Source organism: Providencia rettgeri, from assembly GCF_001874625.1.
GTDB classification, from domain to species: Bacteria; Pseudomonadota; Gammaproteobacteria; order Enterobacterales; family Enterobacteriaceae; genus Providencia; species Providencia huashanensis.
In genome coordinates, this window is the sequence record NZ_CP017671.1 from 2388413 (window position 1) to 2402095 (window position 13683).

General features: G+C 38.3%; 17 protein-coding genes. 7 read left to right on the plus strand and 10 right to left on the minus strand.

From position 1 onward, the window contains the following. Positions 1-54 precede the first annotated feature (54 nt). Entirely contained in the window at positions 55-513 is a 459-nt protein-coding gene (locus RB151_RS11005) for a GNAT family N-acetyltransferase (RefSeq protein WP_042843802.1), read from the minus strand. 418 nt (positions 514-931) lie between these two features. Here RB151_RS11005 and RB151_RS11010 point away from each other — a divergent pair, with 418 nt between their 5' ends. Together RB151_RS11010 and RB151_RS11015 are read left to right on the plus strand one after the other, a co-directional pair. After that, a complete protein-coding gene (locus RB151_RS11010) occupies positions 932-1318 on the plus strand; it encodes a cytidine deaminase family protein (RefSeq protein ID WP_042843801.1) in 387 nt (128 codons plus the stop codon). Positions 1319-1341: 23 nt separating this feature from the next. After that, the gene (locus RB151_RS11015; RefSeq protein WP_042843800.1) at positions 1342-1806 is read left to right on the plus strand and encodes an NUDIX hydrolase; all 465 of its coding nucleotides are present in this window, start codon (positions 1342-1344) and stop codon (positions 1804-1806) included. 19 nt (positions 1807-1825) lie between these two features. On the opposite strand, the gene RB151_RS11020 is transcribed toward RB151_RS11015, so the two are convergent. Further along, positions 1826-2440: a LysE family translocator gene (locus RB151_RS11020; protein WP_071548077.1), complete on the minus strand. Its 615-nt coding sequence runs from the start codon at positions 2438-2440 to the stop codon at positions 1826-1828. 148 nt (positions 2441-2588) lie between these two features. On the opposite strand from RB151_RS11020, the gene RB151_RS11025 reads away from it, so the two are divergent. Together RB151_RS11025 and ddlA are read left to right on the plus strand one after the other, a co-directional pair. Continuing rightward, a complete protein-coding gene (locus tag RB151_RS11025) occupies positions 2589-3467 on the plus strand; it encodes a LysR substrate-binding domain-containing protein (RefSeq protein WP_071548078.1) in 879 nt (292 codons plus the stop codon). Positions 3468-3605: 138 nt separating this feature from the next. After that, positions 3606-4709 carry a D-alanine--D-alanine ligase gene (ddlA, locus tag RB151_RS11030; RefSeq protein ID WP_042843797.1) on the plus strand — a complete coding sequence of 368 codons (1104 nt, stop codon included), beginning with the start codon at positions 3606-3608 and terminating at the stop codon, positions 4707-4709. Positions 4710-4789: 80 nt separating this feature from the next. Here the strand turns inward: ddlA and RB151_RS11035 are convergent, their stop codons facing one another. The 5 genes from RB151_RS11035 to RB151_RS11050 are packed head-to-tail and all read right to left on the minus strand — an operon-like array spanning position 4790 to position 7679. After that, positions 4790-5332: an AAA family ATPase gene (locus tag RB151_RS11035; RefSeq protein WP_042843796.1), complete on the minus strand. Its 543-nt coding sequence runs from the start codon at positions 5330-5332 to the stop codon at positions 4790-4792. Positions 5333-5344: 12 nt separating this feature from the next. Then, positions 5345-5500 (minus strand): hypothetical protein, encoded by a 156-nt coding sequence (locus RB151_RS24330; protein WP_158516023.1) that lies wholly within the window; start codon positions 5498-5500, stop codon positions 5345-5347. Positions 5501-5554: 54 nt separating this feature from the next. Next, positions 5555-5818, minus strand: a complete 264-nt coding sequence (locus tag RB151_RS11040; protein ID WP_071548079.1) for a hypothetical protein — start codon at positions 5816-5818, stop codon at positions 5555-5557. Continuing rightward, positions 5802-6575, minus strand: coding sequence for a GNAT family N-acetyltransferase (locus tag RB151_RS24335; RefSeq protein WP_042843795.1), 774 nt, complete (start codon positions 6573-6575; stop codon positions 5802-5804). Before RB151_RS24335 ends, RB151_RS11040 begins: the two co-directional genes overlap by 17 nt. A 3-nt stretch (positions 6576-6578) precedes the next feature. Beyond that, complete coding sequence (locus tag RB151_RS11050; protein ID WP_042843794.1) at positions 6579-7679, minus strand: NAD(P)/FAD-dependent oxidoreductase; 1101 nt, start codon at positions 7677-7679, stop codon at positions 6579-6581. Positions 7680-7831: 152 nt separating this feature from the next. Between RB151_RS11050 and RB151_RS11055 the strand changes: the two genes are divergently transcribed. Next, positions 7832-8659, plus strand: coding sequence for a PhzF family phenazine biosynthesis protein (locus RB151_RS11055; RefSeq protein ID WP_042843793.1), 828 nt, complete (start codon positions 7832-7834; stop codon positions 8657-8659). Between the two features lie 54 nt (positions 8660-8713). Here the strand turns inward: RB151_RS11055 and RB151_RS11060 are convergent, their stop codons facing one another. Continuing rightward, on the minus strand, positions 8714-9874 hold the full coding sequence (locus RB151_RS11060; protein ID WP_071548080.1) for an MFS transporter: 1161 nt from the start codon (positions 9872-9874) through the stop codon (positions 8714-8716). A gap of 469 nt (positions 9875-10343) precedes the next feature. Here RB151_RS11060 and RB151_RS11065 point away from each other — a divergent pair, with 469 nt between their 5' ends. Beyond that, positions 10344-11264 carry an alpha/beta hydrolase family protein gene (locus RB151_RS11065; protein ID WP_071548081.1) on the plus strand — a complete coding sequence of 307 codons (921 nt, stop codon included), beginning with the start codon at positions 10344-10346 and terminating at the stop codon, positions 11262-11264. A gap of 53 nt (positions 11265-11317) precedes the next feature. Here the strand turns inward: RB151_RS11065 and RB151_RS11070 are convergent, their stop codons facing one another. Next, complete coding sequence (locus RB151_RS11070; protein ID WP_071548082.1) at positions 11318-12100, minus strand: GNAT family N-acetyltransferase; 783 nt, start codon at positions 12098-12100, stop codon at positions 11318-11320. Between the two features lie 177 nt (positions 12101-12277). Between RB151_RS11070 and yqfB the strand changes: the two genes are divergently transcribed. Beyond that, entirely contained in the window at positions 12278-12601 is a 324-nt protein-coding gene (gene yqfB / locus RB151_RS11075) for a N(4)-acetylcytidine aminohydrolase (RefSeq protein WP_042843790.1), read from the plus strand. Between the two features lie 197 nt (positions 12602-12798). Here the strand turns inward: yqfB and RB151_RS11080 are convergent, their stop codons facing one another. Further along, positions 12799-13665, minus strand: coding sequence for an SDR family oxidoreductase (locus tag RB151_RS11080; protein WP_042843788.1), 867 nt, complete (start codon positions 13663-13665; stop codon positions 12799-12801). Positions 13666-13683: the final 18 nt, after the last annotated feature.

The window sequence follows — 13683 nt, forward strand, 5'->3', positions numbered from 1 at the left end:
AATTATCCTACTACCTACTAATAGCCGATGGTATATCGGCTATTTTTATGGTGACTAACGTTTCATCACTGTAACCTGCTCATGGTTCACTATCCGTTCCTCGACATCTTTCCAGCCCATTCGACGATAGAGTTGCTGCATATCCGGAGTGTATAAGTAAAGGCTTTGGCCTATCAGGTTGTGATAGTAGTTATATAATTCTTCAATAAGTTTACTGCCCATTTTATGTCCGCGGGCTTCAGGGACTGTGAGCACTTCGCCTAGCCACCAAGTAGCTTGGTGGACACCCGTTAATTCATGCAAAATAGTACTTGCAGTAGCAAGGAGATTGCCATTTTTATCCGCATAACAAGATAGTATTTGCGGGTTGTCATGACTACAGCGTTCTATTAGCCGCATACGAATGGCAGAAATATTTTCCCACGGGGGTAAATGCCGCCATTCATGATGTAAGGCACTGCTAATTTGTTCAATAAGTTGTGTGTCCTGAGGTGTAACGACGATAAAGTGCATAGCATCCCTATTGAGCAGATAATATAAGTAATGGTGAAAGGGCGTCTAGTAGACTGAATATTTGCCTATAAATATAACTTATCACTTTATTTTTGTTATGGTTATACGTTTTTATGTGGCAATTCCCAGTATGTACCTAGGGTTTCGCAACAATATAGCGTGTCCATCATCTAATTGGTGAAGTAACAAATGTAGGGTAAATATTAAGTCTGGGTCGCTCCAATAGTGCGAAAATCTGTTATAGGTTATTTTTTCACAACAGCACAGATATTAACGTCCTATGTTGTAATAATCATTAACCTACAACAGCAAGTGATATTGTTGTGACTAGGCTTACAATAACGCACGAAAAACTTGATGGTTTTTATTCGATTAGTTTTTAATAGTGTTGAATTAAAAGATAAATCTGGGGTTATTTATGCTAAAACATCTAATAGAAATTGCTAAAAATTATGCAAAGCCCGCAACCTTTAATGGGTATATAGAAAGCGGGCATGTAGCAGCTGCATTAGAAACAGAAGATGGTGAAATTTATAGTGGTGTGAGCATTGATTCAGCATGCTCATTGGGTTTTTGCGCTGAGCACGCTGCTGTCGCTGATATGTTAAAGGAAGGTAAGTCAGTAATTAAAGCTATTGTTGCTGTTGACTCATCAGGTTGTATCGTACCTCCTTGTGGACGATGCCGTGAGCTTCTTACCCAACTGTCGGATAAAAATAAAGAAACGATTGTGGGTGTGAGTGATGATATGCAAGTGACATTAGCACAGTTAATGCCTTATGACTGGAAGGTAGCGCGTTGTTAATCTAATAAAAGAATGGTTATAAAATGAATAATGAAGTGAAGCACTATACAGCTACTGCGATGATCCGTAATGATAAAGGTGAGTTTTTATTACATGAACATCGTAAATTAGGGTTTTGGTTACCCCCCGGTGGCCATATTGAAGCGAATGAAGAACCACAGCAGGCTGTTTTTCGAGAGGTTCTTGAAGAAACGGGGTTGGAATGCAAGGTTATTGATTGTAGTTATCCTTTTAAATCAAAGGTAAAGGGGGTTCCTCCGACACAAGTATTGCCTTTACCTCTCGCGATTTTAAAAGAATTTATTGCTGATAAAACGCAAGGGGATCATTGGCATATTGATATGGTGTATTTGTGCGAATTATTGTCGCCAGCACAGCCTCCCATTGCGCCATTCAAATGGGTTGCATATGAGCAACTCGCCAAACTCAATATTCCTGAGGATGTGATTGAGTTGGCGAAAATGGTCAATGAATATTATCAACAGTGACTGGCAAGCCAACGCAAAATTAGCTCACGTTGAAAAACAACAAAGATAACCCTAACACGATAAGTAAAAGACCAATAACCTTATCCATCACAAGTTGGTAGTTAAGTACTTTATTACGTACAGTTGGGGTTGCAAAAAATAGGGCGATTAAACTAAACCAGACTAAATGGGCAAAAGAGATAAATAACCCGTAGCCTAGGTTTAACCAAACAGAGTTATTCACTTGGATGACTTGGCTATAGACAGAAACAACAAAAAACATTGTTTTGGGGTTTAACGCATTAGTTAAAAAGCCCGTTTTAAACGCGACAAAATGTGATAGCGACTGACCTTGGGAAGCACCTGTTGTTATCTTTGTTTTATTTATAAATGACTTAAAACCTATATAAACCAAATAAAAAACACCAAGAAGTTTCACCACTAAAAATAAAGTGGGTGAGCTCATAATGATCACTGTAATGCCGAAAATAGTGTAAAAAACATGTACTTGTACACCGATAGCAATACCTAACGCACAAATTAACCCTGTCTTAACCCCATAGGTATAGCTACTGCGCGTCACCATAGCAAAATCGGGGCCTGGACTAATAACGGCCAAAATCGTAATAGTGGCAACAGCAATAATTTCATTCATATTAATTCCCTAAATGAGTAATAAAAACTTACTGAAAAGTCTTTGTTTTATCTTTCTAAGCTGGCTTATTATTTTTTATTATCAATAGATTGATTAAAACTAAAAAGCGATTTATCCTGACATAAATCTGTCAGTTTTTATTACCTATATGAAACTACCACCTTTAACTTCATTACGTTTTTTTGACGCAGCAGCTAAAGCAGGCAGCTTTGTTAAAGCTGCCGAAGAGTTAAATGTCACTCACAGCGCAATTAGCCGGCAAATTCGTTTATTGGAAGAACACCTTAATGTCGAGCTATTTGAGCGCAGAAACCGAGCTGTTTTTTTAACTGCAGAAGGGGCATTATTACTACAAACAACCACTTCTATATTTGAGCAATTGCGAGAAAGTGTCGAAAAAATCACCGCAAATAACACCTCTAATGTGGTAAGTTTATCTTGTGAGCCGACGATTGCGATGAAGTGGTTAATTCCTCGGTTGACTGATTTCTATCAACATTATCCAGATATTACGGTGCACTTGGTTGCCGCTGGAGGGCCTATTGATTTTACTAAAACCAATGTTGATTTAGCGCTTAGACGAAATGATTTCACATGGGATATGCACATTAGTGCGGTAAAAGTGTGCTCTGAACATATGGGGGTGGTTATTAGGCCCGAAATAGATTTTGCAGGGGGAATTGGCGACGCGACATTGTTATCAACAGCGTCGCGGCCAAATGCATGGCAAACTTGGCAGAAAATGAAAGGGGTATCTTTTCAAGGGAATAAGGTAATCACTTATGAACATTTTTATCTATGTATTCAAGCCGCATTAGCAGGGCAAGGTGTCGCATTGGCATCATTTTTGATGGTCGCTGATGAAGTTAAATCGAAGCAACTTTGTGCTCCAGATGGGTTTATGCAAGATGGCTCAGCGTATTATTTATTGTCGGTAAAACCCATCAAGCCTAAGAGTGCAGCAGATATTTTTACCCAGTGGTTAATCGACCAAGTGAATACAAGTATTAAAACAATCATAAATTAATATAGTTAACTATCAAAAAAGGATATTTTGGTTATTAATTCACCGAACCCCCCTGTCATATAAAGATTTTATGACATAACTATTTCCGTGCGTGCTATATTTCTCTGCTGGGTTTTATGTCTTATGTTGGAGCAGATAATGAGCAAAATACGGGTAGGTGTTATTTTCGGTGGTAAGTCAACGGAGCATGAAGTTTCTTTACAGTCCGCTAAAAATATTATCAATGGGCTAGATCGCAATAGGTTTGATGTATGCCTTTTAGGTATTAATAAAGAAGGGCAATGGCATGAATATAACGAAGCCGATTTCTTATTGCATGGTGATGACCCATCTCGTATTACATTAAATACACCAAAGCGTAGTATTGCGATTGTTCCAGGCAAGACTTCCGAACAATTTATTTCTTTAGAAGACGCAAAGCCGCTCCCTCAAATCGATGTTATATTTCCAATTGTCCATGGTAATTTAGGTGAGGATGGGTCCTTACAAGGCCTTTTACGTATGGCTAATTTACCCTTTGTTGGGCCTGGAGTATTAGGTTCTTCGGCTTGTATGGATAAAGACGTAACGAAAAGGTTACTAAGAGATGCGGGTTTAAAAATTGCACCCTTTGTTACCGTTTTAAACAGTGAGCGCACCACAGTTAACTATGATGAAATAGTGGCTCAGTTAAGCCTACCTCTGTTTATTAAACCCGCTAATCAAGGCTCTTCAGTAGGTATTAATAAAGTCAGTAATCTAGCTGAATTTAACCAAGCCCTCGATTTTGCATTTTTATTCGATACTAAAGTGTTAATTGAAAGCGCAGTAAAAGGCCGCGAAATTGAATGTGCAGTGTTAGGCAATGAAAACCCACTAGCAAGCCCATGCGGTGAGATTGTTTTACATGATAGCTTCTATGCGTATCACACTAAGTATATTGATGAAAATGGTGCTTCTGTGGTTGCTCCAGCTCAGCTAGATGAAGCCGTTAGTGATAAAATTCGTGAGATTGCGTTATCGGCATACAGGGCATTAAATTGTAGCGGTATGTCGCGTGTTGATGTTTTCTTAACAGAAAATAATGATGTAGTTATTAATGAAATCAATACGTTGCCAGGTTTTACGAATATCAGTATGTATCCTAAGCTATGGCAACAAGGCGGTATGACATATCAGCAATTAATTAGTCGTTTGATTGAGTTAGGCATTGAAAAGTTCCAACAAACGGCGATGCTGAAAACAGCATGTGATGAAATTTAATCGTTGATTTATACTACCTCGGTAGTCTTTATGGCTACTGAGGTGATCCCAGACTACCAGCGTTAACCTATTAATCTCTCCTAAATTTGCGACTTTATATGTTCAAAAAATAGGCGGGTCTCCTTTGGCGAAGTCAGCCGAACAAACTGAATATGGCGCAAATTGATATTAGCCATATGTTTTAGGTTTCTTCTTTTATTTGGGTAGTATGTTTTTAGCTGCCATAAAATAATCGAATCACGGCTGAAAAAGGCGTTCTTCCAGCTTTCTTTATTACCTGTATTTTCCCACAGTTCTTGCCCTGAACGAATACGTGATAACGTGCGTATAATAGACTGATAAAGGGTTCGAGGTAATGAATAATCCAGCCAAACCACCATATCAACCTCTTTCCATTTAATGGGTTGAGTCCGTGTATAGTTTCCATCGAGCACCCAGCCTGATACGGATTCATTCAAGGCTGCGCTTAGTTTCTGGTTAAGCGCTTCATCCGAAGAACCTTGCCAATTTTCCAGCCAATATAGGCTATCCAATTCGATTGAAGGCACGTTTAATAGCGATGCAAGTTGTTGGCAAAGAGTCGTTTTACCGCTGCCACTGGTACCAATGATATTAATTTTCATGCAATGTAAATGTCAGATATATTTGTGGTAAATACGTAGAGAAGGCTGACTTAATGATAAATTTAATTGCCATCCACAGCGAATAAGTAAGTTATCAGCCACTGTGGTTGCACAAAAAATATGAGGGTATTGCTGTTTATCAATAACCCATTCAAGTTGTTCAAACAAAAACTTCCCGATACCCTGATTTCGTTTTCTGGGGATAACAAATGCAGCACCAACCTATGGAAATGCGGTGTTATCAGAAAAAAAAGTATCACTTTTCAATGCAATAAAACCACAAGGTATATCATGTTCAAAGGCGATGATCCCCATACCGACCCCTTCACGATGGCGATAGGAAGCAATATCTTGCCAAACATCACCTTTACCTAGAGGACCATAATGGGAGGGCCACTCTTGAAGGAACCACTGTACAAGCAATGGTTCCAGCTCAGGGAGGTCGTGCAAATAACGCCAATGACGTGAACTATTTACACCAGACATAGTTAATATAGCGGAACAAGGGCTCAAAACCGAATTTTTTATACAGGTCAAACCCTGCTTCTGAGGCATCAAGGAAGCAATGTTCGACACCTTGCTGGCGGCAAAATGCTAAGGCGTAATCAATAAGTTGTGAAGCATACCCATGGCCTTGGTGCTTCGGCTCAGTACCGATATCATCGAAACGAGCAAGGGTACCTTCTATGGTCACTGTCATTGAAGTCGCTGGCTCACCATTGACGAGCAATACGAGGTGAAATTGTGGCGCACCTTGCTGTAATGCATCTTCATGGTAACGAACATACTCTTTAATGACTTCATCGTGTTCTTCAGATAAATAAAATGCAGCCACGAGAGGAGCGGCCCAGAGCGATAAGTCATGATTAGCCAGTACGATATCAACTTGGTTATTGGGCAGAGTGACCTCGTTCTGTTTTGCAAGGGTCAACGCCATAGCGGTTGTGACGCTGTCACGTTTGTAGTTTAATGATTCAGCCTGTTGCACAATTTGTGGCAACATTTCTTCAGGGATAACTAATGTGTGGTTTTTTCTTTGTGATATAAATAAGTTATGTGCCTGCATAAATGCATGGCTGGTGGAGTCAGGTTGCAGATAAATGAAATTAAACGCAGGGGAGTTTAAGGGCGTCAAGTAGCAAATGGTATGCTGTGCTATTTGAATACTATGTTCACAAATTGAAGTCCAAAACGTTTTTTCGATCGATTGGTAGTGTCTTAAGTAATAAAGCGGAATATTCATTTGTCAGTTACCTGATGCAAAACGAGTTAATCGATATGGGCCTAAAGCAGCGTGTTTTACACCATGTAATATTTCACTTTGAGCTAACTGGCATATCAAAGGCGCTAATGTAATTGCTGCGTGCATACTGATAATATATAAACCTTCAAAATCAGCAACATTTCCAACAATTGGCATCTGATCTTTAGGCATAGGTCTCATTCCTATGAAAGTTTTATCAAGAGTTAGTGTATTACTACCTATAAATGAATTCTTGATTGTTGTAAGGGCATTTTGTGCGATATTGACTGCACTATGTATAGGCTGCTCATCAATATAATCTTCAGCGCAAACAATTTTACCAGAAGTCTCTGGGCGAAGCTCCATTGCGGGTGTTGAAATGATATGTTGAACCATTTTGACGGTATCTTGTTTCGTAAAATGGACAATAATTGAAGGAGATGCTGAAACTGGCAGCGTTATTCCTAATGAATTAATGATACCAGTTGCTCCAACCCCCGCAGTGACGACGGTTTGATCTGCGATGAAATTACCCTCGCTAGTCTTGACTCCTAAAATACGTTTATCACTAACATTTAAGGATAATACTTCGTGCTCAGGTAAGTATGTTACACCTTGTTTAATAGCAAGTTTTAACAAGGTTTGTGTGGTATTGACAGGGTCAATGCTACCTTCATCAGGGCAAAAAGCAGTAATAGCAGGTGAGATTTTTAAGTTAGGTTCCATCGCTTGCAACTCAATACGGTTTAACGCTTGGATGTTAAAACCTTGAGATTGGTGGCTATTGATGAATTCTTGGGTTTCTTTATCAGTCTTGTGCCAACTGATAGCACCAGACCAATTAATTTTTATCTCACCATGGGTTAATTTTTCCAACTGATGCCAACTCGCTAAAGCTTGCTGACGAAGCTGGCTATAACCATCTGGTCGCCCATATGAAACATTCAACCATGCGAAAGAGTGCTGTGTTACCCCTTGAGCAACATGGCCTTTATCTAGCAAAATAATTTTGCTATCACTCTCTTTTGATAAATACCATGCGAGTGTCACTCCGACAATGCCTGCACCAACGATAACAATAGTTTTTTTATGTTCAGAATGCATAAATTACCCAGAAAGTCGCCATATAATGAAAACTACTATAAAGTTAAGGCAACAATTAATAAGCTATTATTTTAATTATATCCGATTAATTCATTAATGGCGCATTATTATTCGAACATTGATGCAGCATAGAAGTAAAATAGGGAAAGTAAATGAAGTATATTTTTGAGCAAGTAACGGTTTTTTCATCTAAAAAAATGGATGGCAATGCTTTGGCTGTTGTTGTAGGGGCTGACGATTTAACAGAAGAGCAAATGAATAAATTTGCAAAATGGACTAACTTAAGTGAAACCGTCTTTTTATTAAAACCAACAACACCTAAAGCGGATTACCGTGTGAGGATTTATACCACGGAAGGTGAACTCCCTTTTGCTGGGCACCCAACTTTAGGCAGTTGTTTTGTATGGCAGCAAACTTATGGTCGACCGCTAGACACCATAGTCCAAGAGTGCGGAGTGGGCTTAGTAACAATAAAACGAATAAATGGTAAGCTGGCATTTATGGCGCCACCACTAATTCGTGGTGGTGAAATAGAACAACAAGAAAAAAATAAAATTTTTAAAGCACTTGGGCTTACAGATGATGATGTCGTTGGCTGCAAGTGGCTCGATAATGGTCCTGGTTGGCTTGGTATTGAACTTAAATCTGTTGAAAAACTATTGCACATTGAACCTGACTATTCCCAATTAAAGGGATATGACATTGGATTATGTGCCATTTGCCCTGAAGGTCATGATAAACAATTAGAGGTTAGGGCATTTTGTTGTTCCATAGCCGAAGAAGACCCTGTGACGGGAAGTTTTAATGCGGTGGCTGCACAGTGGTTAATCCCTCAGGGGAAATTACCGCAACAATATACTGCTGGTCAAGGTCAGTGCATTGGGCGCAATGGGTTAATTTATGTAACCGCTGATGATGAAGGGATCTGGGTTGCCGGTGATGTTGTTAACTGTATTAGCGGGACAGTAGAACTGGATTAAGAATGCATCATAAGGTGACTGACTTTGGTCAATCACCTTATGATGTTAAATCGATTACACGCGAATAAAACGTGTCACGAAAGCGATAATAATAAGTAATGCAGAGATCATCAGTAATGAGGTGGCTAATGATAGATGAAAGGCAACAAAACCGATTGCGGCAGGGCCTGCAAGAATACCTAAATAACCTAAGGTTGAAATTGCCGGGACAGCTAGTGATTCAGGCATAGTTTTTTGTTTCCCAGCAGCGGAAAACATGACAGGAACAATATTGGATGAACCAGCACCGACTAAAGCAAAGCCGATGATCGCCAATGTTAAAGACGGTGATAAAACGGCAATAACAAAACCAGAGCAAGCAATCAAAGCCCCTAAAAAAACCACACGTGCAGAACCTACTCGCATAACAATCTTGTCGCCGAATAACCGGCCAATAGTCATCATGGTTGCGAAGGCTGCAAAACCAAGTCCCCCTAGGGTTTCTTTTAAACCGTGATGCTCAATAAGAAACACGGCTCCCCAGTCTAATACTGCACCTTCAGAAAGAAAAACGGCAAAGCAAACAATCCCGATGATGAGCACAATCCCTTTAGGGACCGCAATCAGTGGCCCTGACGGCGCATTGGCATAAGGGAGCAGACCGTTATAGCAAACCATGAGTAAAATGAATGCAATTACAGAGATAATAACTGATGCAAGCACTGCTGAAGCGCCGAGGAGTAATATTAGGCTCATCGTACCGGCCCCCGCAATACCACCAATACTATAAAACCCATGAAATCCTGACATGATGGGTTTATCGGATGATTTTTCGACGATCACGGCTTGTACATTCATGGCACAATCTGTTAAACCGATAAAAATACCAAACAGTAATAAGCCGATTATTAACAAATTAATTTGCGATATGAAAGATAAAATAGGGAAGAGTAAACAAAACGCAATTGTTGAAAAAACCATTAATCGCCGACAACCATATTTTGCAGCCAGAGCGCCAGTCATTGGCATGGCAACGAGAGCACCACCCCCAAAGCAGAGCAGTAACATACCAAGGGTGGCATCATTTGCTGCCGTGTTAATCTTAATATAAGGCACTATAGCGGCCCACGCAGCGGTTACAAAACCTGCAATAAAAAAGATAATTCGTGTAGAAACTTGTTCTTTTTTGGCTGGCGCAGCGTGAATATTAACGTTTAATTGTTGGGTAGAGTGCATTTTTAATTACTTTACAATAAGATAAATAAAATTAACCATTATTTAAAATAGCGAGAATTTGCTCGTGGAGAATAGAGCAATCAAAGACAATAATGGCTCTTTTGCCATCAAAGTACTTGCCTTTAAGTGTACATCAGTAGGTTTAATCATAGGGACTAATGAAACAATATCATAAGGTTCTAGTGCGAATTTAACGCAAAAATAAATTTTTTTGTGGTTAGTGTCATCACTGAATAATATTCTCAGGTATTATGAGTCAATAAGACTAGTTAGGTCAGTATGAACAATAATTAGGCGGGAAAAACTATTTTGGGAATTCTGGATAGAAGATAGCTTGCTTAATCAGTGGCTAGACTTTTATTGTTATTTATCATTTTTCTAAATTCATATCTTTATTAAGGCATTTTTAGCACCTAATTTACAGGATGGTTTAATATAATCACCTGACTAAAATTTATTTGGGCATATTATGAAGCTAAAAATTGTTGCTTTCTTGTTTTCTATTTACAGCTTAAATGCATTTGCACAGGGAGATAACTGGCAAAAGCAAACTTTACTCCATGAGGGGAAAAAAGTTGATTATTACGTTATTAAGCAACAAGCACTAAACTCAAATGATTTGTTAGTATTATTGCAAGGGTCTGATTGCATAAGCGTGACAAACAACCCTAATATGGTAAAAAATTTTGCTATCGCATTCCCTAAGAATGATATTTTATTAGTTGAAAAAACAGGCTTGACTCGGCAAGTTGGTATTGATGGAAACCCAGTTTCGGAAGAAAATTGCCCCGTTGAATATATGTCCCAAGATTCCCCTTTAGAAAGGGCGGATAATTATATTGCGGTGTTACAGCAGCTAAAGAATGATTACCGGAATATTATTTTATTAGGGGGGAGCGAGGGGGCAACAGTCACTAATTTAATTGCGTCTAAAGTAGATTTTATAACTGCCTCCGTCGCTATTAACGTTGGAGGGCAATTTTTTATCGATGACGTTTTATACAGTATTAAGAATAATACCCCTGCCGACGAAGTCGATAATTCCATTGAGGGTTTTAAACAGTTTGCAAAAGCCGTCAAACAAAAGCAATTAAGAAAAGACCAGTTCGTGAGTGGTCATGGAGCCATGTGGTGGTATGAAATGTTAACCATTGATAATTTAAAATTAATTCAATCGATAAAAACGCCGCACTTAGTTATCCAAACTATGGCCGACACCAACGTTGATGCTTATGCTACGGAAAAAATGATACAAAAAAACCATAATACCAATGTGAGCTTTAAGCAATATCAAGGGTTAGACCATTTTTTCCAAGATAATAAAGGGCAATTACATACCAAGGAAATTATTAGGGATATTCAGAGTTGGCACCAAACAATCAATAACTAATCTTTTCCTATGATGAATAGTTACACCTTAATTTTTAAAGTGTAACTATTAGATTACTCAGCAATAAAACTGTAGTAATTGAATATAGGTTCGAAACCTAATTTCTTATAAATAGATAGCCCATCTGATGACGCTTCGAGTACACATTGCTCTATACCTTGCTGATGACAGAAGAAAAGAGCATGTTTAATTAATTGAGTCGCTAGCCCTTTGCCTTGGTATTGAACATCAGTTCCAATATCATCAAGGCGAGCAGTTTTTTCATTTATAGTTAAGGTTAGAGTAGAAACGGGTTGTTGCTTATCAAATAAGACGAAATGCATCATATTTGTATTTTTATCCATAGCTCTTTGGTGATAACGAATGTATTCGTTAATGACGGTTGAATCGTTTTCCTCTCCTTCAGCTTCAATTGGGAAAGCTGTAATTAAAGGTTGTGCCCAATTAGTTAATTGTTCATTACAGGTTTCAATTCGGTAATCTGCGGCAAGCGGTAGTGCTATAGAATATTGAGATAATGATGCTTGAGGAAGAAACATGGCCGTTGATTCACCATCAGCAATTAAACTTAATTTGGCAATTTCAGATTTGACTTGATGAAGTGCTTGTTCATGAACGACTAGTACATAAGGTTTAGAGCGTTGCTTAAATAAATGTCGTGCATTTTCAAAGCCTGTAATAGTTGCGTCTTTATGTAAATAAATAAAATTAAAAACAGGCAGAGGAAGCTCAGAAAAATAAGCGATGACATGGTCGTCAATATGAGCGGTTTCTAAGCAAATTGCTGACCAAAAATGATTTTCTTGTTGGTAAAATAAACCTTCTTTGTTATTCATTGTAGACCCTGTGATTTATTACGGCTAGTTGCTTTTGGGTTACATTGTATATAATACAATTCAATCGCTATAGTGCTTGAGCCTCTGACAGCACGATTGGAACCATTGCATTTGCTGATGGATTTAAAAATTGGTTTTTATGATAAGGTATTTCACTGACAATATAAGGAGAATAGTATGAAGAGTGCAGCACCAGAGACCATCACGTTTTTTGAACGTTTACTGCCATTAGTCGTATCAGGAGAAAAAGTTATCACTATTCGTGATAAAAGCGAAAGCCATTATGTGCCAGGTAGTTTTGTTAAAGTATATGCATTAGAAACAAATAAATACTATACGGATATTGAAATTCTTTCGGTACAGCCTATCTCTTACGATGATATTTCTGAATACCATGCTCAGCAAGAAGCGATGACATTAGATACATTGAAAAAACTGATTAGAGAAATTTACCCAACAGAGCAATCTTTGTATGTTATTAGTTATAGGCTAATAAAATAGAGTTATTAATTATGAGTTAGAGTTGCTTACTATTTTAATCAAAAGCCTCTTTTGGTTGTAGCGAATACCATAGGCCATTTGCAAAAGAAATTTTTGTGATTTTTGCTGCCTCTGTTAGCTGGAGGAAGGGCATCGTTATAGGTAAAATGTTCACTAATAAATGTTAGCCCACTATTACATAGTGAGCTGGGTGAGGCTCATATAAAGTATCTTTGGTGTTTTAAAATAAACTGCTTTAATGAGGTTGGGGGCTTACCAGTGATGGTTTGGAAATTATCAAAAACAATACCTGTGCGATCTAACTTACCATTTGTAAAATCTACATAATGGTCATAGATACTTTTCATATAGGCAAGCTCTAGATTGTTATTTAGGGCATGTTGCCAAAATTCATCTGGGTTTTCTGCTTGATACTGAAAAGTTATACCTAATTGTTCTGTGATGAGTTCAGCAATCTGAGTGTAATTTTTATTTTCGTAACCAAGACGATAAATATGACCAGTATGTTTTTCAGGAGCAAGTAAACAATGTGCAGCTAATTCGGCAACATCTGCGCAATCAACCCAACTTAATACAGCATGGCCAAAATAAGAACGTAATATCCCTTTTTGTAAGTTATTATCCCCTTGGTATCCTAATAGATTTTGCATATAAGATTCAGGGCGAAGATGAGTATATTGCATTCCAGACCATTCAATATAACGCTCGATTAACTGATGCCAAGCCCAATGAGCAACTTGCGCATTATCATCGCCACAAGCACCTAAATGAACGATATATTTAACCCCTGATTTTTTTGCCGTATCAATAAAAATTTTACTTTGTACAAGCATATCAATGGTATAGCCAGTCATCATGAAAACAGAATCAATACCCTGTAAAGCATTTTCAATGGTTTCAGGCTTATCGTAATCCATGACAACGGTACGATAGCTGGTGTTAGTTATTTTGTTTGGAACCCTAATAGCTAAAACGACATCTTGGTATCCTTTTTCATGTAATGACTGGGTCAAATAACTACCGACTTGACCCGTAGCACCGGTGATGAGGATAGTATTTTTCATAAATATTCCTGATTAAAT

Coding starts and splice junctions, on each gene's coding strand:
- yqfB (WP_042843790.1), top strand. CDS start 12,278: ATGAAGAGTGCAGCACCAGAGACCATCACGTTTTTTGAACGTTTACTG.
- RB151_RS24335 (WP_042843795.1), bottom strand. CDS start 6,575: ATGAATATTCCGCTTTATTACTTAAGACACTACCAATCGATCGAAAAA.
- RB151_RS11005 (WP_042843802.1), bottom strand. CDS start 513: ATGCACTTTATCGTCGTTACACCTCAGGACACACAACTTATTGAACAA.
- RB151_RS11010 (WP_042843801.1), top strand. CDS start 932: ATGCTAAAACATCTAATAGAAATTGCTAAAAATTATGCAAAGCCCGCA.
- RB151_RS11065 (WP_071548081.1), top strand. CDS start 10,344: ATGAAGCTAAAAATTGTTGCTTTCTTGTTTTCTATTTACAGCTTAAAT.
- RB151_RS11080 (WP_042843788.1), bottom strand. CDS start 13,665: ATGAAAAATACTATCCTCATCACCGGTGCTACGGGTCAAGTCGGTAGT.
- RB151_RS11020 (WP_071548077.1), bottom strand. CDS start 2,440: ATGAATGAAATTATTGCTGTTGCCACTATTACGATTTTGGCCGTTATT.
- RB151_RS11070 (WP_071548082.1), bottom strand. CDS start 12,100: ATGAATAACAAAGAAGGTTTATTTTACCAACAAGAAAATCATTTTTGG.
- RB151_RS11050 (WP_042843794.1), bottom strand. CDS start 7,679: ATGCATTCTGAACATAAAAAAACTATTGTTATCGTTGGTGCAGGCATT.
- RB151_RS11035 (WP_042843796.1), bottom strand. CDS start 5,332: ATGAAAATTAATATCATTGGTACCAGTGGCAGCGGTAAAACGACTCTT.
- RB151_RS11015 (WP_042843800.1), top strand. CDS start 1,342: ATGAATAATGAAGTGAAGCACTATACAGCTACTGCGATGATCCGTAAT.
- RB151_RS11055 (WP_042843793.1), top strand. CDS start 7,832: ATGAAGTATATTTTTGAGCAAGTAACGGTTTTTTCATCTAAAAAAATG.
- RB151_RS11040 (WP_071548079.1), bottom strand. CDS start 5,818: ATGTCTGGTGTAAATAGTTCACGTCATTGGCGTTATTTGCACGACCTC.
- RB151_RS11060 (WP_071548080.1), bottom strand. CDS start 9,874: ATGCACTCTACCCAACAATTAAACGTTAATATTCACGCTGCGCCAGCC.
- ddlA (WP_042843797.1), top strand. CDS start 3,606: ATGAGCAAAATACGGGTAGGTGTTATTTTCGGTGGTAAGTCAACGGAG.
- RB151_RS11025 (WP_071548078.1), top strand. CDS start 2,589: ATGAAACTACCACCTTTAACTTCATTACGTTTTTTTGACGCAGCAGCT.